Raw genomic sequence first — 19,684 nt, 5'->3', positions numbered from 1 at the left:
GGTTCACCTGCTTTATTCCTTAAGTTATTGGGTGTGTAACCGATAAATGGTCCTTCGTTGATGGATGATCCTCTTTCGTTTATACATTCCGCTCATAAATAAGACGCAAGCCCTGAAGCGTGAGCAAGGGGTCTACCACATCAATCACTTTCGATTCCGACGCAATCAATTCAGCCAGCCCCCCGGTTGCAATCACCTTCGGATTCGTTCCGAATTCCTCGCGAATTCTGCTGACAATTCCATCCACCTGGCTCGCATATCCGAAGATAATCCCCGCCTGCATCGATGTTACCGGATTTCGGCCCACCGTACTCTTCGGCTTGACCAGTTCAATTCTCGGAAGCTTGGCCGCCTTCTGATACAGAGCCTCGGTAGAAATCCCGATCCCCGGCGAGATAGCTCCCCCTATGTACTGGGCTTGCTCATCTATATAGCAGTAAGTAGTGGCCGTCCCGAAATCTACAATAATCAGAGGGGTCCCGTAGAGCTCGATCCCCGCAACGGCATTGACAATCCGGTCAGCGCCAACCTCACGCGGATTTTCGTAACGTATGTTCAGACCGGTCTTGATTCCCGGCCCAACGATAAGCGGAGTCTTCTTAATATATTTTAAGCTAAGCTGCTCTAATGCAAACATAAGGGGAGGAACTACAGAGGAAATAATAACACCTTGAATGTCTTCAAGCTTAATTCCTACATAATGGAAAAAATTATAGACCATCATTCCGTACTCGTCAGCCGTACCGGAACGGTTGGTGCTGACCCTCCAATGGTGCAGCAGCTGATCCTGTTCATAAATCCCCAGGACGATGTTTGTGTTACCGACATCTACGACCAAAATCATGAAGTCGCCCCCTTTCGCTGGTTAAGGTCGAGACTGATGTCCAGTGCGGATACCGAATAAGTCAGACGGCCGACAGAAATGACGTCAACTCCGGTCTCTGCGATTCGTTTCACGGTTTCCAACTGTACGGAGCCGGAAGCCTCTACTAAAATATACGGGTAGCGGGTCTTAATCTTTGTAACGGCGAGCTCCATTTCCTCCGGCTGCATATTGTCCAGCATAATAATGTCTGCTTGGGCAGATAGCGCTTCTTCGAGCTGATCGAAATTTTCCACTTCCACCTCGATTTTCATCGTATGTGGAATTTGGCTTCTCGCCGCCCGGACCGCCTGAGTGATTCCGCCCGCCCCTATTATATGATTATCCTTGATCATGACCGCATCATACAACCCGAAGCGGTGATTATGGCCGCCTCCTACCTTGACGGCATATTTCTCCAGCATTCGATGGCCAGGTGTCGTCTTGCGGGTATCGACCAGCCTCACAGCGGTCCCTTCCAACGCTTCGACAAATTGGCGGGTACGGGTTGCAATGCCCGACATTCGCTGCAGCAGATTAAGAGCCAGCCGTTCTCCGGTCAAGATGCTGCGGGTGCTCCCTGCAACCTCGGCCAGAATCGTGCCTTTCCGAACGCTAGCCCCCTCTTCAACCTGTGCAGTGAACCTCAGTTCCGGGTCCACTTCAAGAAAAACCGCTTCAGCAACCGGAAGACCGGCTATAATTCCGTCTTCTTTGGCATGAATGATTCCTGTGGAACGGCTGTCTTCAGCAATTGTCGACAACGTCGTCACGTCTCCCGTCCCAACATCTTCATGTAACCAAAGACGCAATGACTCGCGAAAAGTTTCATTCTTTTTAAACATCGCCGATTTTCTCCTCCAAAATTCCATCCGTATGGCTGAACAAAATATGCTTCCTCCATACTAAATCATCTTTCTCCGGAAAGTCTTCGCGGAAATGGCCGCCCCTGCTTTCTTCGCGGAGCAGAGCCGCTTTCGTCGCGAGCAGAGAGCAGACTAATAAATTCGCGAATTCGTATTCCTCTCTTTTGGTCAGGCGGTAGTCGAAGATATGAATTTGTTTCGATAATTCCTCATAACCTTTCTGCAGTCCCGTAGATGTCCGAGTGACACCTGCGTATCGGAGCATAATCTTCTGCAGCTTCAGTCGCCTTTCAATGAATGGCCGGATCGGCAATTCCCTGTCCGGGTTAGCGAACCGCACATCGGGGATTCGGTTGACCGGCTCCAGCTCCTTGATTCTCTCTACGATCCTGCGGCCGAAGACGATAGCCTCCGACAAGGAATTGCTGGCTAATCGATTGGCGCCGTGAACTCCCGTTGAGGAAACCTCCCCGCATGCAAATAACCGCTTGACCGATGTCTCCCCGTGCAAATCCGTCTTAACCCCGCCCATCATATAATGTGCGGCCGGGGCTACCGGGATCCAGTCCGAAGACAAGTCCAGGCCATAATTAAGACAAAACTCATAAATCGTTGGAAACCGCGCCTTCACTTTCTCCTCGGATTCGTGGGTAAAATCCAGAAAGACGAAGGTCGAATTCGTCTTCTCAATCTCGCTGACAATCGCACGGGCGACGATATCCCTTGGAGCCAGCTCCAACTGATGATGATACCGCTCCATAAATCTTTCGCCGTTAATATTGCGAAGCACTGCACCTTCTCCCCGAACCGCTTCCGAGATCAGAAAACGGGGAGCCCCCGGATAAACAAGCGCCGTAGGATGAAACTGGATGAACTCCATATCCCGAATAACGGCTCCTGCACGGTATGCTATAGCAATCCCGTCTCCAGTAGCAATGACCGGATTCGTTGTGTAGCGATACAGCTGTCCGGTTCCGCCGGTGCACAGGACGGTAGCCTTTCCCTGAACATAGACTTTGCTGCCGTCCGGTTTCTGCACCCATACCCCATAGCATTCCCCATCCTGGGTAATTAAGTCAATGACGAAATGATCATCCCAAACCTCAATATTGGGATGCTGGAGGGCTTTGTCAGATAGAGCGCGCACAATCTCATATCCGGTAGCATCCCCATTGGCATGAAGAATTCTTCTCTGACTATGGGCCCCTTCCTTCGTTAAGGCCAGTTCCCCGTTTTCCAAATCAAATTGGGTCCCCATGCGGATCAAATCTCTGACCCCCTCGGGACCTTCATGCACCAGAACATTGACCGCTTCCGGATCGCATAATCCGGCTCCGGCGATCAGAGTATCCTGTCTATGGTACTCCGGAGAATCCTTCTCCGAAATGACCGCAGCGATTCCCCCTTGGGCGTAACGCGTGTTGCTTTCGAGCAGGGATTTCTTCGTAATCAACAGTACTTTATCGGTTTCCGCCGCCCGAATGGCAGTGAACAGCCCGGCAATCCCGGCCCCGATCACAATAACCTCTGCTTGCTTGACAGAGGCGGCAGACAGATCTATATCAACTAAATAGCGGGGAATCATTCTCTCACCTTTTTCTCATACAAAGGAAGTAGCGCATGCTACTTCACCTGCAGCATGCGCTCTAACGAAGCTCTCGCTTGATCCGCAACATGAGGCGGCACATAAATTTGCGGAGATAACGTCTCCAAGCATTTGGCCACCTTCTTCAAGTTGTTTACTTTCATGTTGGGGCAAACCAAGTATTTCGTAGCGAAATGGAAGGTCTTATCAGGACTGTCCTTGCGAAGCTGGTATCCCGTTCCATCCTCTGTTCCAACGATAAACTCTTGCTTATCCGACTCCTTACAATACTGGATGATCGCTGTCGTACTGCCAACGAAATCGGCCAGCTTAACGACCTCCGGCCGGCATTCCGGATGAACGACAAATTCTGCATTGGGGTATTTGGCCCTCATCTCTTCGACATCCTTCACGGTAAGCATGTCGTGAGTGTTGCAGTAACCTTCCCAAATGATCATTTTCTTATCTGTGAATTTAGACACATAGTCGCCCAAATTTTTATCCGGAACCCAGATAATCTCCTCGGAATCCACCGATTCTATCACCTTGATCGCATTGGATGAGGTGCAGCAAATATCGGTTTCCGCCTTCACCTCGGCCGAGGTGTTGATATAAGCTACTACTTTGGCATTGGGATGCTGCTTCTTCAAAGCGCGCAAACCGTCCACATTCACCATGTCGGCCATCGGACATCCCGCTCTTTCATCGGGAATGACGACCGTCTTGTTCGGCGCCAATATCTTGGCACTTTCGCCCATGAAATGAACTCCGCAGAATACTATGACTTCGGCATCCGTAGTCGCCGCCTTCTGAGCCAGCAGGAAAGAATCCCCGCGAAAATCGGCAACCTCTTGTATTTCGTCTCTCTGATAATAATGAGCAAGTATGATGGCGTTCTTCTCTTTCTTCAATTGAAGAATCCGTTCCTTCAACTGTTGGTTCTGCTCTTCCTTCCGCGCTAACGCGAGAGCCTCCATCCCAACCCTTCCTTCCTTCATGACCCCTTATTCGGCAAGCGGTCGGGCACCCCCAACCCCTTCTCCCCCTAAAGGATGGTGTAAGTTTAACCCTAATTTACACAACCTTAACTAAGGTGTCAATGCGGAAAAAGGCGGGAAACAACAAAAATCCGGGAGCCTTCTGCAGGCGATTCCCGGATTTGTTGACCTACCCTTTATTCTTCTTCGTTTTCATTTTTATCCTGGCCCGAACCCGGTTTATTTGTATCCTTCGGCTGGTCCTGACCTTGAATTTTAATTTTCATTTCTTCTTCTTTCTTATAGGCATCATAAGCGGATTCCGTTGCTCCCTCGGATCCCGGAGCTTCATCTCCTACCGTACCATGCTCGATCAGATGAATAATCTGTTCTTTAACCAATGTTTCTTTCTTCAATAGCGTCTGAGCCACCAGGTGGACTTTATCTTCATGATCCTTAAGTATCTGCTTCGCACGATCGTAGCATTGACGGATCATGCTCTGCATTTCCTGGTCGATTTCGTAAGCAATGGCATCACTGTAATTCTGCTCATGCCCCAAATCCCGACCCAGGAATACCTGTCCCTGAGAGTGACCGAACTGCATCGGTCCAAGCTTCTCGCTCATTCCATAATCGACAATCATGCGTCTTACGATGGAAGTGGCCTTCTGGAAGTCATCATAAGCCCCGGTACCGATCTCTCCGATGAACAGCTCCTCGGAGACACGGCCGCCCAACAGGCCGACCACCTGGTCCAGTAGTTCAGATTTGGTAATGACCAGCGGATCTTCCGCTTCCTTGGGCTGCATCATGACATAGCCTCCGGCGCGGCCCCGCGGTACGATAGTGACCTTATGAACCATCCATGCATCTCTTGCATAGTACCCGATAATCGCATGCCCGGCTTCATGGTAAGCCAGAGTCTTCTTATCGCGTTCGCTGATGACACGGCTTTTCTTCTGGGTTCCGACCACAACTCGGTCGAACGCTTCCTCTACTTCAGCCATGCCGATATCTTTTCTGTTGCGGCGGGCGGCGATCAAGGCAGCCTCGTTCAACAGATTCTCCAAATCCGCGCCCGTAAATCCGGTCGTGTATCTGGCCAGTACATCCAATTTAACGTCCTTGGCCAGAGGCTTGTTGCGGGCATGTACCTTCAGCACCGCTTCACGGCCTTTAACATCCGGACGGTCTACCGTAATCTGACGGTCGAAGCGTCCCGGACGCAGAAGCGCAGGATCCAGAATGTCCGGACGGTTCGTAGCGGCGATAATGATAATTCCTTCATTAGCACCGAAGCCGTCCATCTCGACGAGCAGCTGGTTAAGCGTCTGTTCCCGCTCGTCATGCCCGCCGCCCAAACCGGCGCCGCGCTGACGTCCAACAGCGTCAATCTCGTCAATAAATATAATACAAGGAGAGTTCTTCTTAGCATTCTCGAACAGGTCGCGAACGCGGGAAGCCCCTACTCCGACGAACATCTCTACGAAATCGGAACCGCTTATGCTGAAGAACGGCACTCCCGCTTCACCGGCTACCGCTCTCGCCAATAGCGTCTTACCTGTCCCTGGCGGTCCGTTAAGCAGAACGCCCTTGGGAATTCTTGCTCCGACAGCAGCGAATTTACGCGGATCCTTCAGGAATTCGACCACTTCGACCAGTTCCTGTTTCTCCTCGTCGGCTCCAGCCACATCCTCGAAGGTGACCCGCTTCTTCTCTTCGTTATATAAACGGGCTCGGCTCTTGCCAAAATTCATCACTTTGCCGCCGCCGCCCTGAGCTTGATTCAGCAAGAAGAAGAACAGGATGAAAATAATGACAAAAGGAATGATCGACGTCAGGAACGTGATCCATATGCTTCCTTCGTCCATTTTCTCATAGACCTCTTCTTTAACCCCGCTTTCCTCAATCAGGACAATAACCCTCTCATCCAAAGGGGCACGGGTTTTGAAGCTTTTGCCCGATTCAAACTTTCCCTTTATGACGTAGGTATAGCCTTCCGGCTTGACGATGACTCTTTCAATCTTATCCCCCGTCGTTTGGGCTGCTGCATTCTTTAATTCTTCGCGGAATTGATTGTACGTTATCTGCTCTTCAATTTCATTCTGATTGCTGATAAAACGCACAATACCGATGACAACTAAAAAGAGAATTAGATAAAATCCGGTATTTCGGAGGACCCGATTCATCCCCTACCTCCTCTCAAGCGGCACACTTGTTTTATTTTACCACAGCAGGTCTCGGCTTCACAATAGAGCGTAATATTGACTTCGCAGCCTAAGCTTTAGAGTATACTTCTTCTTTTAAGATGCCGACATAAGGCAGGTTCCGGTATTTCTCCGCGTAATCCAACCCGTACCCGACTATAAATTCGTCCGGCAGGGTAAATCCTGTATAATCCGGCGTTAACTCGACCGTTCTCCGCGCGGGCTTGTCGAACAGGGCGACCACCGAAACGGAATGAGCATTTCTTCTCTCCAGAATGTCGATGAGATAGCTCAGGGTCAAGCCGCTATCGATAATGTCTTCGACAATGAGGACATCACGGCCATCCAGCGGTACATCCAGGTCTTTAATAATCTTGACAACCCCTGATGATTTAGTCGATTGCCCGTAGCTGGACACCGCCATGAAATCAAGCTCAAGCGGTACAGTAATATGTTTGACAAGATCGGCCATAAAAATAAATGCGCCCTTCAGAACACAGATGACGAACAAGTTGCGGCCCTGGTAATCCTCGCTAATTTTGCGGCCAAGCTCCTGCACCTTCTGCTCGAGCTGCTGCTCGGTGTACAGCACTTCCTTTATGTCGTTATGCAACAATGAAACCTCCTACTTTATACTATGAAAAAACGAATGCGTACATACTGATCTCATTAAGTGGATTCCCGGGTAACCTTCATATATAAGTATCGGGCGGTCCGGTTCGTCACAACAGCATGCTCGGATCGTTTAATTCCTGGTATCCATATAATCCGACCGGCCCCATCGACGACTAAAGGAACACGATCCCGTTCCCTTGGAGAAATTTTAGCATCGATGAAAATATCTTTTACCTTTTTAGAACCGTTTAAACCAAGAACCTGCATCCTGTCGCCGGCTAGCCGGCTTCGGACCGTCAACGGCAGCTCCAGCAGATCCAGGTCGAACATCGCGCAATCCCTGGTCCTCTGTCCAAAGCCGTGACAATCTTCACAAGAACGGGTAATGAAATACTCCATAGACATGCCCGATTCGGGCAAGTACAGCGAGCTCCGGTTCAGCTCTACAGGGTAATGGAACGGGCGGGAAGGTGAATAGTTCCGCACAAACCCGATCCGGTCGTATTCTTTAAAAAAGCGGATCCGGTCGCCTGCTTCCAAGGTAAGAGTGGAGCTCCGCTCCTGTAAAATCGCCTCTCGCAGCAATTCCACGCCCGTAAATTCAACGGAATCCGCACAAAAATTGAGATAATTTAATATTAGTTTAATCAAACGCCTTTGTAAAGCAACATGTAAACTTATGAACTCTTTTCTGGAAAATGATATTTCGCCGTTTTCCGGGGTGGAGCGGACGATGCGTTTATATGCCGCGGCGGTTTCCCGATCCATGTAATCGTCCTCTTCCCGGATCATTAAGGACAGACGATTGAGTGATTCTACAAATTGCGGATTATACTTCGTCAGCTCCGGGATGACGTCCAACCGGACCCGATTCCGGGCATATTTGCGTTCTTCGTTGCTGCGGTCGACATAATAGGTCAGATGATGCTCCGTACAGTAATTCACCAGCTCGGCCTTGTACACTTCGAGCAGAGGGCGTATCCGCTCGACGCCATCCATCGTATTGGCGGCAGGTATGCCCGCAAGCCCAGACGGACCCGTTCCGCGAATCAGCCTCATCAGCACGGTTTCCGCCTGATCGTCCGCATGATGTCCCAGCGCCAGTTTGCGGGCCCCGAATTCCCTCGCAATGGAGGTCAGAAACCGGTAGCGCTGCTCCCTGGCTGCGTTCTGCGGGTTATCCCCAGTTTCTTCTATATAACGGGGCACATTGATCACTCCAACCTTGCAGGGCAAGCCGAGTGAAGCCGCCCACTCTTGGACAAATTCAGCTTCTTCCTCCGATTCTTCGCGAAACTGATGGTTGACATGGCCCACCAGAAGCTTCCAGCCGTGCCGCTTAGAAAGCAGAAACAGGAGATGCAGCAGCGCGACCGAATCGGGACCGCCCGATACCGCGACAACTATGCGTTCTCCTGGATCAAACCATCGTTCCTTATTAATCTTGTCTTCCACTCTGCGGATAAGCTCCATTATGCACTCTTTCCTTTCGGCGGGCAAGAAGGTCAGGACCAGACAAAATATAGCGCCAATCCAAATATAAGAAGGGATGCGGCGAAGCTGCAGGCTACCCAATGTCCTGCACCCGGAGGCAAGCCAAGGGCCTTGTTCGGGGATGCCATGGCGGAAATCGGCAGTGCTTTCCACTCCGCGAAAGCTTCTTCGGAGGAGCGGAACTCCCCGATGAGCGATCTTCGCACGAAATCCTCGTACCCGGAATATGCAGGGTTATCCAGTTCTTCCAGCAGCACATCGATGTTCCGGTTCTGGGGAATGAGTTGGGGAGTAATGCAGCTGTTGTGCCCTCCAAGCAATCTCATGCAAAGAATAGCGAACGAGAACAAGTCGTATCCATCATCCGCCTTCCGGCTCCCGCCGTTCCAATAACCGCGGTCATAAACCTCGGTAAACTGCTTGACCCCGTTCCCCATGACGGTTACACCGCCAAAATCAATCAGCTCTACTTCACCGTACCGGGATACCAACACGTTCTCCAGCTTCAAATCGCCGAAGACAAACCCTTGCCGATGGAGGTCAACGAGCTTCCTCAGCAGGTGAAGCCCGATCACTTGCATCCATTCCCTTCCGGAATTCTTCAGAAATACATCCGGAGGGTCTCCCCGGACATATCTCATTACATAGAAGGAATAGACCTGCCCGGCATGTTCGGCATCATCCGCATCGACGAAGAAGTTGCGGAAATCGCCGGGGGCCTGCGACAGCTTCCGGATCATGTTGATCTCGGATTGCAAATCAACGGCATTGAAGCCCAGCTTCAAAGCATACCAGCAGCGGTCCCGGCGAACCAGGTAAACCTTGCCGTTCGCTCCTTCCCCGAGCTTTCTCTCCACCACGTACGTATTTCGCTTCCACTTGCCAATGATCGGCGTCCCTTGTATAAACTCCATCTCAGACGACGTAGTCACTCAGCATCCCGTCCTTGCCCGGCTGCCGGGAATGGGTTATTCCCGCAGCCGGTTCTCCACCATCCATTTCGCCGTTACGCTCTCCAGACAGAAAACGGATAACATGGAGCAGGGCGGGGCCGGTGGGAGTCGTACCTTTCATGTTTATTTTATAAAATAAATCGCGTACATTTGCAAGCCGGGTGGTCCAATCCATGTCCATGCACACTTCCCTCTGTCCTTTCGCATCCGGAAAATGAAACACGGCGATTTCGCTTTTCCCTTTACGAGCCTGCATACTTAGCATAAGATCGCCGATCGCTTCTCTTACCGTCTCCAGCTTGGGCTTCATGCTGGCGCTGGCATCCACCAACAGCGCCACCTTCATCTCCGACGTTTCCGCGAGGTCGTCGATCACCTGCACAACCTGGGAGCGCTGTTCGGGATGCAGCTTTTCCAAAGCGGCTCCGGGTCCGACAATCTGCTTGAGCTCATGATTGACGGCATCGTGAATCGTATGCAGCATCGTCTTGCGGGTCATCATCTGCATCGTCTGAGCCACCATACTTGGCACGACCATACGGCTTAAGCCCCCTCCAGCCCGGGCGATGTCGTTGATTTCTTCTATTCCGTAATGACCGGTTTCCCCTTCGTCAATCACTCCGATAACATTCACCACGATCCCCTCGGCCAAAGCTCTGGCCGCTGCTGCGACAGGGCTTATACCAACATTCGAGCAACCGTCCGTGATCAAAATAATCTGTTTCATCATGCCCCTCCCCTGATTTGAATAAAGTAGAATGGCTGCTTCTACCAACCTATTAACCAGTGTTGCCCGTTTGCTAGACTTTATACGGAGAGGGGTTAAAGCAAGCTCATATCTAATGTAAGTAAATATAGGAGGCAGGATAAAAAAATAGGGAGTAGATCTCTCTTTTTTTAAAATGACGAAAGACCTGCCGATTTGCAGGTCTTTCGTTCAGCATGATTACTTGAGTCTCTCCTTTATTAACTCACCACCTTGGGGCGCTCGATGCGGGAAACACCGGGCCAGCTAAAGGTAGCCCACTCCGGCTGGAAGCGCTCTATTTTGGCAACGATAACCGTCATGTCATCGGCAATGTCCCCTTGCTGATAGCGTACGATTCTCTCCAGCAGGCAATCTGCAAATTCCTGCGGATCGGACAAATCCATCTCCTGAATGACCCGTTTCATCCATAGCTCCTTGTTAACCGCATATCCGGGAGCATCATAAATACCATCCGTCATCATAATTAGAACGTCACCCGGCTTCAGCTGAACGCTGACGAGATCGACATCAATTTCCTGCAAAATTCCTACCGGCAGATTGTTTGCCATGATGGAAATCACTTCATTATCCCGCTTAATAAAGCTGGGGGTCGAGCCTATCTTCATAAATGTCGTTTGCGCGCTGTACAAATCGATCAAAGCCATGTCCACCGTAGCGAAAATTTCGTCCGGCGAGCGAAGCATCAAGACCGAATTGACCGATTTGATCGCCAGCTTCTCGTCCATGCCCGACTGCAGAAGCTGCTGCAAAATATTGAGAGCCGTGCTGCTCTCCGCCCGGGCCCGCTCGCCGTTGCCCATTCCATCGCTTAGAGCAACCGCAAACTTTCCATTTCCCAACTCCACGGTGCTGAAGCTGTCCCCGGACAGCAAATCCCCTCCTTTGGCCGCTCCGGCAATACCCGTCTCGACCTCATATTCCTTGGCGGACCCGAACATAACCGTATAGTAGCCTTCTCCCCTTTCGGACGGTCTTTCTCTCTTAACCGCTATATTTTCGCCAATAATGTCTGATAATAGAGGAGCGACAATCTTGCGGCATTCATCATAGCCTTTTAAATATTGATGCACCACCTCAATTTCAACATTTCCTTCCTCAAGATTTATAATATCAATACTGTGAATCGACAACCCCAGTTCTTCCAAAGCGCTGCGGATCTGCTCCTCCTGCAAAAATAGCTCCTGACCCTCCCTTTTGATTTCCTTGGCCAAATCTTCCATGACCTGAGATACGCCTGTTAATTGATCCGCTACAAGCTGCCGGCTCTCCAGTATTTGTTTTTTCCAGTGCAAATTATTTTTGTAGAGCTGATATTCATGAAGCATTGTGTTCAGCACCCGCTCCGTTTTAATGCAGGCGCGAGTCCATTCCTTCGGGATATCCCGCTTGGCAGGGGCTTCATTCTTATCAATGGCGGTCATCATTTCCGTCATAAATGTATAGGTTTTGGCAAAATCACGGCTCCAGCAAGCATCCCGCTTGCCGCAATTGGTACAAAATTTCTGCGATACGGCACTCATGAAATGCTCCACTTCCCCTTCACGGTTAGCCGAATAGCCTTCTGTCGTCAGCTGTTTAAAGCTGCGGGACAGCTGGCGGAATACTTCGGAGAACTGCTGCACCCTTTCGGCCGTAATATCCCGGACCCTTCTGGCATAATCATAATGGGACTTCATATTTTCCTGGGTTCCCGGAATATAAGTTGCCAATGTATAGACGATACTCTTAGGCGTGAGCAAGAACAGAACGACCGCCGCCGCGGATTCCCAGGTGGATTGGAGAAAAGCTGTCTGGTCCCCGATGTAGATGGAAAGAATGGACGAACCAATGAGCATGCCCAGCGCCACGGCCAAGCGCCCGCCTTCCTTCATGAGCCCGGCAAGCATTCCTGCGAAAGCAAGCAAACTCATCTGGTAAATAGCGTTTACATTCGCCAAGCTGAGAATGAGGCCAGTTACCACACCGACAGAAGCCCCCAGGGGCGCTCCTCCCACCAGAGCAAACAACAAGATCAAGTATCTTGACAGGACATGCTCTACCGTTACGTTTCCAATTACCCAGCCCACCGTTCCCGTCATGACGGATGCGAGCAGTATGATCAGACAAATTATTTCATCCGTCTTGAGCCCATGCTTCTTTCTCGCAATCGTAAACACGGGAACCGCCTGGATGAATATAAGCGTAAGAATCAAGCTTAATGTCGATTCAATTCCGGTCATCATCAACGTATACCAAGATAGATTGGCCGCTACCAGATGGCTGAACAATTTGACGGAGAACCCGGTCATAAATACCAATAGCGGTACATAAGAAAGCTCGGCTTTCTCATATTTCTCCAGCCCTTTTTGAATAAGGAGAAATACCAGCATCTGGGCCACGATGTATCCTGCGCTGCCGTGTGCGGATAATAAGCTTCCCGCGCATAACGCCACTCCGACCCAATGAAGCAAATCTTTGCGGAGATAATAGAAGACGGCGAAATAAGCAAGGGCGAAAGGAGAAAGTTCATCGAGAATCGTCGCTCTTCCCAACAAGAAAGCAATGACGACAAGCAGCACGGCCCATCGTTTCACCATCCAGGCCTGAATGATACGGCTATCGGCCAATCTCTTGCCTGTGTTTTCTTTAACCTGCTTCACCCATGAAGAGCAATGGCCCTTCACCCCTTGTACACCAGATTGCTTTTGCATAGATCGGACACCACCTAACCGGTTTTCTTGTGTCCTCTATTATAGAAAGAATCTATCAGGAAGTTTGTCAGAATGAGAAGGTAGATTCAAAAAAATTTCCGACAAAAACCTTCCCGACCTATCCCGTTTTGTGCGAAAAAACAGCGTCGGCTTTCCCTAATCCTGCGGGTTCATAGTAGCCTTTGCCATTTTTAGGCGAGGGATGGTGCCGAACTTGCCGAGCGTTCGTGTCGAAGTCTTCGCATTGAAAAAAATAAAAAAAGCTTCTAAAACGAAGCCTTTTCGAAGTCGAATAACCCGGTTTTAAAGGTAGCTTTCTATGCCAATAGGAATCCTTGTTCTTCATCGTATTAAAACGGTAAGAACTTAAAGATTCCTTTGTGGTAAAAAATGGTAAAAAAGAGAAGCATTCTCGCGGATGCCTCTATTTTCCGATTATCGGTCTCCATACTGTCGGAATGGAGTAATAACAATAGCGGCGGAGGGGATCGAACCCCCGACCTCACGGGTATGAACCGTACGCTCTAGCCAGCTGAGCTACGCCGCCATAACAAGCAATACTATATACCAAGATGTATATGGAAGTCAAGCGGTAGAGACAACTTATAATTTTAATTCGGGAAACTCCCGAATAGACAAGACCGCAAGCCCGATAAATCAGGCTTGCGGACATAATTTCGTATATTAATCGCGTCTTGCGCCTCTCCCTCCACGCTTCGATTCCGTGTTCTTCTTAAGAGACGAGATGCGTTCTTCGCTATCTTTAAGAAATTTGATCATTTTATCCTCGAAGGAAGATTTGCCAATGGGAGGTTTAAATGGGCGTCCGCCTCGGTCATGACCGCGGTACCCTCCGCCGCCTTCTCTTCGATCCCCGTACGATCCCCCACCATGTCGTTCAGGTCGAGCGGGCCTTTCAGCTGCCAGGGGCTTATCAACAGCTTGCTTAATGGATAGACCGATTTTGCCGTCCTTATCGACATTAATCACCTTAACGAGGACTTTATCGTCCAGCTTTAGATGATCGTTAACATCCTTGACGTAGTTATCGGCTATCTCCGAGATGTGAACGAGGCCGGTCCCTCCTTCTGGTAGCTCGACGAAAGCTCCAAAGTGAGTTATCCCTGTCACCTTTCCTTCTAACTTGGTGCCCACTTCAATTGCCATAAATGATTAAGTTCCTCCCTTAAAAAATTCAAAAGACTGGCTATGGAGATTATACATGAAGCGGAATTAGAGGTCAACAAGGCAAAGGTCTAGGGGGCCGGTTTCACAACATCAAATACGGTCTCGCCTTCTCGGGCAACCTGAAGATCCTTACGAGCCTTCTCTTCCTGGTATTCCGGATCGTTCAAACGGTCCAATTCCATTCTGGATTCCTCGTTTATTTTCTCTACTTCCGCCAGTTTGGTTTCGAGCGTCACAAGTTTAGCTGAATTCTCAGCCAGTTTATCCGATTGGTCCAAGATCGTTATGCCTGCCCACAACAATACACAGCAAACAACGATCATCAACAGACGAATCCGCCGACGAGCGCCGATTGTGGAAGTATTCTTCTTAGATGCATTTTTTGCCTGTACCATGGAATAATGTTCCTCCTATGATTTTCGGAACCATTTTTGAAACAACTGCCGGATGATTCGCCAACCGTTAGCTATCCACTGCGGCCAACGAATCTTCTTCCAAATAAACAGCAACGGACGAATAAATATAAACAGGACAGGGTAAAGTAATTTTACCACAATTTTGTAGAGGAATATAGCTACTGCTATAAGAAACCCGATAACCATCATTAAACATTTATAAAGCAGTTGAATCGGCTTGACAATCATAAGCTCAACCAGTCTGCGAATCAAACCGGCCAGCCATAGAACCGATCGAATTAATGCACGGATAACCCATACGGTCCCTTCCCTCAAGAAGGCCCAATAGAAGCTGCCGCCTGCCAGCAGGCCGATGAATACGAACAGCCTAAGCTGACCCTGATTGCTGAAATATAAGGCACGAAAGACCAGTACGGTCATAACGCTCCAATAGACCAAGTCAAGGATGGAAATAAGCCAGCGCGGTGCGCGCAGCTGCCCAGTCAGCACGCGATAGGTTTCAAATAGAATACCCATACCGACTCCGCTGGCAAACATCATACCCATGGTGAGAAACTGGACGTGCAGTGTCACTTGAACAGTTTACCGAACAAACCTTTAGATTTTCCCTGGGTTCCTGAATCTAAATAAGCTAGTGCATGGACCAGGCCTTCAATCGCTACAAGGCCTTGCTCCAAGCTGAGATTTTTAATATGCAGATTCTGGCCTTTGATCGTAAGAAATCCGCATTCGGTTTCGAGTAGAAACTCTTCGCTGTCAAAGCTTTCCACATTCAGCACACCGGAGATTTCCAACAGCTTCCGATTCAGCATCTTGACTTCCTGACGTTTCACTTTTCCCTGTTCCACCATGGCATGTACCCCTCCTTCTAACACTACATTATGGAGGGATGTCCGATTTTAGAACCGGGGAAAAGATAGATTGCCTTAAAAAAACGTACAGAGTGTTTATCGGAGGCCAACCGGAGGGGTACACTAATTGGCAGGACCCAATACATCTTATGGAAAATGACCTTACCTTGCCACGGACTTGTTCCTTCCTATACGGTTAAATAATGGAAACCGCAAAGGTAGAAAAAGAGACTAAACTGTGGTTAGTCTCTTAATCTTTCTCTCAACCATTCGTTCGGGCTTCTTCCCGCAATAAAGTATACATAAGAGCAGCATCTTCTTTACGGGTTGATTCCGAGAGCTGATTCACCCTCACAACCACATACTTCTGACCGAATTGAATGGTCAGCTCGTCACCTACCTGAACGGTGCTGCTTGGCTTGGCTTCCCGTCCGTTGATCCACACTCTTCCTTGTTCCGAAACGTCTTTGGCGACAGTGCGTCTCTTAATCAGACGGGAAACCTTCAAGTACTTGTCCAGTCGCATTACTTCACGGCTTCTTTAAGCTTGTTACCTGCTTTGAAGGCCGGAACGACAGATTCAGGAATGGTGATTTCTTTACCGGTTTGCGGATTGCGGCCTACTCTGCCAGAGCGCTTACGGGTTTCGAAAGTACCGAACCCGATCAGTTGAACCTTATCGCCGCTGGAAAGTGCGTCGGTGATTTCACCCAGAAGTCCGTTTAATACAGACTCCACGTCTTTCTTGGACAGTCCGCTTTTTTGTGCAATGTTATTTACCAAATCGGTTTTATTCATGGTTGTTACCTCCTGTAATTACATAGTGCATATAAGGATATGCCATAAGTTATTCTTTGTGGAAACGGAAAATCCTGCTGACAAAACCCAATTTATTAAACTTTTTTCGCTTCTTGCCAATAGGCTTCCATCTCTTGTAAATCAGTTTGGTCAAAAGTTTTTCCATTTAAACGCAGTTGATTCTCGATGTATTCAAATCTTTGCACGAATTTTCGGTTGGTTGCCGTGAGGGCTTCCTCCGGATCGATCTTCATGAATCTGGCCAGATTAACAACCGCAAACAATAAATCGCCCAACTCCGATTTCAGGGCCTCGCTATCCTGATTATGCGCCTCTTTCAGCTCTTGCAATTCCTCTGTTATTTTGTCATAAACCCCCTGCAGGTCCGGCCAATCAAATCCGACCTTGGCTGCTTTCTTCTGCAGCTTGACCGCTTTGTATAATGCAGGAAGGTCTCTGGGGACACCCGACAATACAGATTGCTGACCAGGAGCTTCTCCCCGTTTCCGCTTCTCCTCCTGCTTGATCTGCTGCCAATTGGACAGAGCCTCTTCGGCATCTTGTGCGGATCTTTCGCCGAATACATGAGGATGGCGGCGAATAAGCTTCTCGTTCAAGCCTTGAATGACATCGACAATAGTGAACGAACCGGCCTCGTCCTCCATCTGCGCGTGCATGACTACCTGCAGCAGCAGATCCCCAAGCTCTTCACACATTCCTACGGGGTCATCATCGTCAATGGCTTCCAGTACTTCGTAGGTTTCCTCAATAAGATTGCTGCGAATGCTCGCATGTGTCTGTTCGCGGTCCCATGGACAACCTTCGGGACTGCGGAGAATGGCTACGATTTCCTTCAGCCGGGCGAAGGTGCGGTTAGCCAGCTCATTCGTCTCCGCTTTGGGAACCCAAACCAGAGACAAATTCCCGTATCCGTTCAGGCGGTCCAGCTCGAACAAAGGGATCTCATGAATCGATTCTTCACCGGCAATTCCGAGGGCATGTCCGACATAGACTTTATAATCATCCGGATAGAGCTCCATTAGAGTGAGCTTCACATCCGATGCGGTGAAGGAGTCGTAGACCTGAGCAACAACCGTATGCAGCATCGGATTCAGCTGAGCGGAATCCAGAGCCGTACCATCGAGCAGCTGGAAGCCTTCAATCGGATCGAAGCCGAACCGCAGGAAAGCCTGGTCGAGGAAGCTCTCACCGCCCAGAATTTCCAGTCCGATTCCCGCGTCAGGGCAGCGTTGTCTCAATATCTGGGTCGTTCGCTCGGCAACCGAAGGATGGCCGGGCAATGCATAGACGATTTCTTCCCCGCTCCGGACTGCTTCTTCCATAAGCAGGGCAGCGATCTGGCCATAGACTTCTTCGAAAGTGGGCGATTGCTTGTAGATCTCATCAAAGGATTCGTAAGCTATTCCTTTTTTGCGTATGTACCCCGCAACCGGATGCTCCTCTGTACGCAAAAATATTCTCGCTGCTGTCTGAAGCTTATTCCAGATGCCCAAGGTCATCTGGTTTTCGTCCCCTGTTCCCAATCCTACAACTGTGATTTGAGCGGACACGGGCATCCCTCCTTTGTCTATTAAACCAATTTTACTTCCATAAACCGATTCGGACCAACCAAGGCTCGATTTTTTTCCCGAAGCTCGGTACGGCCGCCAATTCCGAGCGGCTGACAGCTCCCGTCCTCAACAAGGCCAGAGGGTAAATCAATCCTCCAACGGCGACTGTAGCTAATCCGATAATCGAGTAGCGAATTCTCGACGATAATCCGGGGGCCAGATAATCTAATGCAAGTTCCAGCCCTAAGTAAAGAACCAGAATTCCTGCACACATACATACTACTGCCAGCAGCGGCTTAAACAATCCCGAGCGGAAAGTGATTCGTACCCCGATATTCTTGCGCAGGTAGCGATAATTCAAGCCGCTGGCGGTCCCATAAGCAATCACTGCCGCCACAGCCGCGCCTTGAATTCCCCACAACGGCATCAGAAGCAGATTGAAGCCTATTTTCAACACGACACCGATCAAAAGATGAATGACCGGAACCTTAACGGCTCCGAGACCTTGCAGAATGCTCGATGTAACAATATTTACCGTGCTGAATGCGGCGGTGAAGGCCAGCAAAGACATGGCCTCCCAGCCTTCGGCGGATTTGAAGAACATGATATTTAGCGGAACGGCGGTCACCGCCAGACCGAAGGAAGCGGCCAGACCGACCAGCCAGGTGAACCGAATCGCCAATTCCGAGCGAACTCGTATAATTTCGGGCTCGTTGCGTATTTTCGCTGCCGCTATGGCCGGAATCAGGGCGGTGGACATCGATGTCGCGATCATGGATACGAGCTGCACGAGCGGCAGCCCGTGGTTATATAAACCGAAGGCATACATGGACCCGGCTTCGTCCAAGCCGCCGTAAATCAGCAGTCGGGGCATCGTAAACGTATCAACTAGCGTCAGCAGCGGTACGACTAACGATCCCAAACATATCGGCAGGGCATAGCGCAAAAACCGTCGGATCAGCGATAGCGCCGGTTCCGGAGGCATCTCCCGAGCCCGAGCTGCTTGTCCCCCGGCGTCATCCATTCTACCCGCCACGGCACTCCGCACTGTATCTCCCGCAGCCGCCGGTTCCGGCGAAGAAGGATTTCCCGACCCGGCTGCAGGCAGAGCGGGCTCTTTTCGTTTCCACCAATAGAGAAGCATGACGACCAATCCGGCCCCTGCTCCAGCGACCGAGCCGAACGTTGCGCCGGCGGCAATCCATTCTTCGCTCATGCCGAGGGCGATGAAATACAGCAGCAATCCGATCATGGTTGCGACTCTGACCAGCTGCTCGACTACTTGGGAGACGGCGGTGGGTATCATATTCTGAATCCCCTGGAAATAGCCCCTTAGCGCGGCCATTACGGGGACCAGCAGGAGGGCGAAGGAAACACTGCGAATCGCCTTCTCGGTCTGCCCAACTCCCATCCAGCCGGCAATCACGCCGGCCCCGGCATACAGGGCAATGAAACAGAGCAATCCCGTCAAGGTCAATACCCCGCTGGCCAGCTTAAGGATTCTTCTTGCTTCCGCGGGACGCCCCATGACGGTTTGCTCGGAGACGAATTTGGATACCGCTATCGGAATACCGGCGGTTGCAATGGTCAGTATGAGAATATACAACGGGTAGACAGCATTATAAATTCCAAATACTCCGTCCCCGGCCATATTTTGCAGCGGAATTTTCTGCAGGGTTCCCAGCAGCTTCGAAATGACCGCAGCTATCCCGAGGACTGCGGCCCCCTTAAGCAGACTGTGGCCAGAAGAGGACGGTTTGCGAGAGTCATCCATACAATTACCAACTTCCATGCCATTTCCATAAAACGGATGACCTTATTATAACTGATCAAACTGCAAAA

General features: G+C 50.1%; 18 protein-coding genes and 1 tRNA gene. All 19 read right to left on the bottom strand.

Going from position 1 to position 19,684, the window contains the following annotated elements:
• Window positions 1–79 precede the first annotated feature (79 nt).
• The gene (locus FS806_RS12710; RefSeq protein WP_144936802.1) at window positions 80–844 is read right to left on the bottom strand and encodes a type III pantothenate kinase; all 765 of its coding nucleotides are present in this window, start codon (window positions 842–844) and stop codon (window positions 80–82) included.
• A complete protein-coding gene (gene nadC, locus FS806_RS12705; protein ID WP_144936799.1) occupies window positions 841–1,707 on the bottom strand; it encodes a carboxylating nicotinate-nucleotide diphosphorylase in 867 nt (288 codons plus the stop codon). Before nadC ends, FS806_RS12710 begins: the two co-directional genes overlap by 4 nt.
• The gene (gene nadB, locus FS806_RS12700; protein WP_144936795.1) at window positions 1,700–3,313 is read right to left on the bottom strand and encodes an L-aspartate oxidase; all 1,614 of its coding nucleotides are present in this window, start codon (window positions 3,311–3,313) and stop codon (window positions 1,700–1,702) included. The genes nadC and nadB overlap by 8 nt, the downstream gene beginning before the upstream one ends.
• 38 nt (window positions 3,314–3,351) lie before the next feature.
• Window positions 3,352–4,290 (bottom strand): quinolinate synthase NadA, encoded by a 939-nt coding sequence (gene nadA, locus FS806_RS12695; protein ID WP_144936793.1) that lies wholly within the window; start codon window positions 4,288–4,290, stop codon window positions 3,352–3,354.
• A 197-nt stretch (window positions 4,291–4,487) separates the two neighbouring features.
• Window positions 4,488–6,479: an ATP-dependent zinc metalloprotease FtsH gene (gene ftsH / locus FS806_RS12690; RefSeq protein ID WP_144936790.1), complete on the bottom strand. Its 1,992-nt coding sequence runs from the start codon at window positions 6,477–6,479 to the stop codon at window positions 4,488–4,490.
• An 88-nt stretch (window positions 6,480–6,567) separates the two neighbouring features.
• Entirely contained in the window at window positions 6,568–7,110 is a 543-nt protein-coding gene (gene hpt, locus FS806_RS12685) for a hypoxanthine phosphoribosyltransferase (RefSeq protein WP_144936787.1), read from the bottom strand.
• A 56-nt stretch (window positions 7,111–7,166) separates the two neighbouring features.
• Window positions 7,167–8,585, bottom strand: coding sequence for a tRNA lysidine(34) synthetase TilS (gene tilS / locus FS806_RS12680; RefSeq protein WP_144936784.1), 1,419 nt, complete (start codon window positions 8,583–8,585; stop codon window positions 7,167–7,169).
• Window positions 8,586–8,617: 32 nt separating this feature from the next.
• A complete protein-coding gene (locus FS806_RS12675; RefSeq protein WP_144936781.1) occupies window positions 8,618–9,538 on the bottom strand; it encodes a protein kinase domain-containing protein in 921 nt (306 codons plus the stop codon).
• Window positions 9,522–10,286 (bottom strand): vWA domain-containing protein, encoded by a 765-nt coding sequence (locus tag FS806_RS12670; RefSeq protein WP_313960582.1) that lies wholly within the window; start codon window positions 10,284–10,286, stop codon window positions 9,522–9,524. Before FS806_RS12670 ends, FS806_RS12675 begins: the two co-directional genes overlap by 17 nt.
• A gap of 239 nt (window positions 10,287–10,525) precedes the next feature.
• A complete protein-coding gene (spoIIE, locus tag FS806_RS12665) occupies window positions 10,526–13,018 on the bottom strand; it encodes a stage II sporulation protein E (RefSeq protein ID WP_144936776.1) in 2,493 nt (830 codons plus the stop codon).
• A 473-nt stretch (window positions 13,019–13,491) separates the two neighbouring features.
• A tRNA-Met gene (locus FS806_RS12660) sits at window positions 13,492–13,565 on the bottom strand.
• A gap of 137 nt (window positions 13,566–13,702) precedes the next feature.
• Entirely contained in the window at window positions 13,703–14,185 is a 483-nt protein-coding gene (locus FS806_RS12655) for a S1 domain-containing RNA-binding protein (protein ID WP_144936773.1), read from the bottom strand.
• Between the two features lie 89 nt (window positions 14,186–14,274).
• Window positions 14,275–14,601, bottom strand: coding sequence for an FtsB family cell division protein (locus FS806_RS12650; protein WP_144936770.1), 327 nt, complete (start codon window positions 14,599–14,601; stop codon window positions 14,275–14,277).
• Window positions 14,602–14,616: 15 nt separating this feature from the next.
• The gene (yabQ, locus tag FS806_RS12645) at window positions 14,617–15,195 is read right to left on the bottom strand and encodes a spore cortex biosynthesis protein YabQ (RefSeq protein ID WP_144936767.1); all 579 of its coding nucleotides are present in this window, start codon (window positions 15,193–15,195) and stop codon (window positions 14,617–14,619) included.
• The gene (gene yabP, locus FS806_RS12640) at window positions 15,192–15,473 is read right to left on the bottom strand and encodes a sporulation protein YabP (protein ID WP_144936764.1); all 282 of its coding nucleotides are present in this window, start codon (window positions 15,471–15,473) and stop codon (window positions 15,192–15,194) included. The genes yabQ and yabP overlap by 4 nt, the downstream gene beginning before the upstream one ends.
• A gap of 262 nt (window positions 15,474–15,735) precedes the next feature.
• Entirely contained in the window at window positions 15,736–15,999 is a 264-nt protein-coding gene (locus FS806_RS12635) for an RNA-binding S4 domain-containing protein (RefSeq protein ID WP_144936761.1), read from the bottom strand.
• Window positions 15,999–16,271, bottom strand: coding sequence for an HU family DNA-binding protein (locus tag FS806_RS12630; protein WP_144936758.1), 273 nt, complete (start codon window positions 16,269–16,271; stop codon window positions 15,999–16,001). Before FS806_RS12630 ends, FS806_RS12635 begins: the two co-directional genes overlap by 1 nt.
• 95 nt (window positions 16,272–16,366) lie before the next feature.
• Window positions 16,367–17,848, bottom strand: a complete 1,482-nt coding sequence (yabN, locus tag FS806_RS12625; RefSeq protein ID WP_397347358.1) for a bifunctional methyltransferase/pyrophosphohydrolase YabN — start codon at window positions 17,846–17,848, stop codon at window positions 16,367–16,369.
• A gap of 25 nt (window positions 17,849–17,873) precedes the next feature.
• Window positions 17,874–19,616 carry a putative polysaccharide biosynthesis protein gene (locus FS806_RS12620; protein WP_144936752.1) on the bottom strand — a complete coding sequence of 581 codons (1,743 nt, stop codon included), beginning with the start codon at window positions 19,614–19,616 and terminating at the stop codon, window positions 17,874–17,876.
• Window positions 19,617–19,684 lie beyond the last annotated feature (68 nt).

The sequence above is a fragment of the Paenibacillus sp. 32O-W genome (assembly GCF_007679495.1).
GTDB classification, from domain to species: Bacteria; Bacillota; Bacilli; order Paenibacillales; family NBRC-103111; genus Paenibacillus_L; species Paenibacillus_L residui.
Note: the sequence above shows the minus strand (reverse complement) of the source record. Positions and strands in the feature narration are given on the sequence as shown.

Bases quoted from the DNA above. Each gene is read 5' to 3' on its own strand.
- FS806_RS12710 (WP_144936802.1), bottom strand. From the start codon at position 844: ATGATTTTGGTCGTAGATGTCGGTAACACAAACATCGTCCTGGGGATT.
- nadC (WP_144936799.1), bottom strand. From the start codon at position 1,707: ATGTTTAAAAAGAATGAAACTTTTCGCGAGTCATTGCGTCTTTGGTTA.
- nadB (WP_144936795.1), bottom strand. From the start codon at position 3,313: ATGATTCCCCGCTATTTAGTTGATATAGATCTGTCTGCCGCCTCTGTC.
- nadA (WP_144936793.1), bottom strand. From the start codon at position 4,290: ATGGAGGCTCTCGCGTTAGCGCGGAAGGAAGAGCAGAACCAACAGTTG.
- ftsH (WP_144936790.1), bottom strand. From the start codon at position 6,479: ATGAATCGGGTCCTCCGAAATACCGGATTTTATCTAATTCTCTTTTTA.
- tilS (WP_144936784.1), bottom strand. From the start codon at position 8,585: ATGGAGCTTATCCGCAGAGTGGAAGACAAGATTAATAAGGAACGATGG.
- FS806_RS12670 (WP_313960582.1), bottom strand. From the start codon at position 10,286: ATGAAACAGATTATTTTGATCACGGACGGTTGCTCGAATGTTGGTATA.
- spoIIE (WP_144936776.1), bottom strand. From the start codon at position 13,018: ATGCAAAAGCAATCTGGTGTACAAGGGGTGAAGGGCCATTGCTCTTCA.
- FS806_RS12655 (WP_144936773.1), bottom strand. From the start codon at position 14,185: ATGGCAATTGAAGTGGGCACCAAGTTAGAAGGAAAGGTGACAGGGATA.
- FS806_RS12650 (WP_144936770.1), bottom strand. From the start codon at position 14,601: ATGGTACAGGCAAAAAATGCATCTAAGAAGAATACTTCCACAATCGGC.
- yabP (WP_144936764.1), bottom strand. From the start codon at position 15,473: ATGGTGGAACAGGGAAAAGTGAAACGTCAGGAAGTCAAGATGCTGAAT.
- FS806_RS12635 (WP_144936761.1), bottom strand. From the start codon at position 15,999: ATGCGACTGGACAAGTACTTGAAGGTTTCCCGTCTGATTAAGAGACGC.
- FS806_RS12630 (WP_144936758.1), bottom strand. From the start codon at position 16,271: ATGAATAAAACCGATTTGGTAAATAACATTGCACAAAAAAGCGGACTG.
- yabN (WP_397347358.1), bottom strand. From the start codon at position 17,848: ATGCCCGTGTCCGCTCAAATCACAGTTGTAGGATTGGGAACAGGGGAC.
- FS806_RS12620 (WP_144936752.1), bottom strand. From the start codon at position 19,616: ATGGATGACTCTCGCAAACCGTCCTCTTCTGGCCACAGTCTGCTTAAG.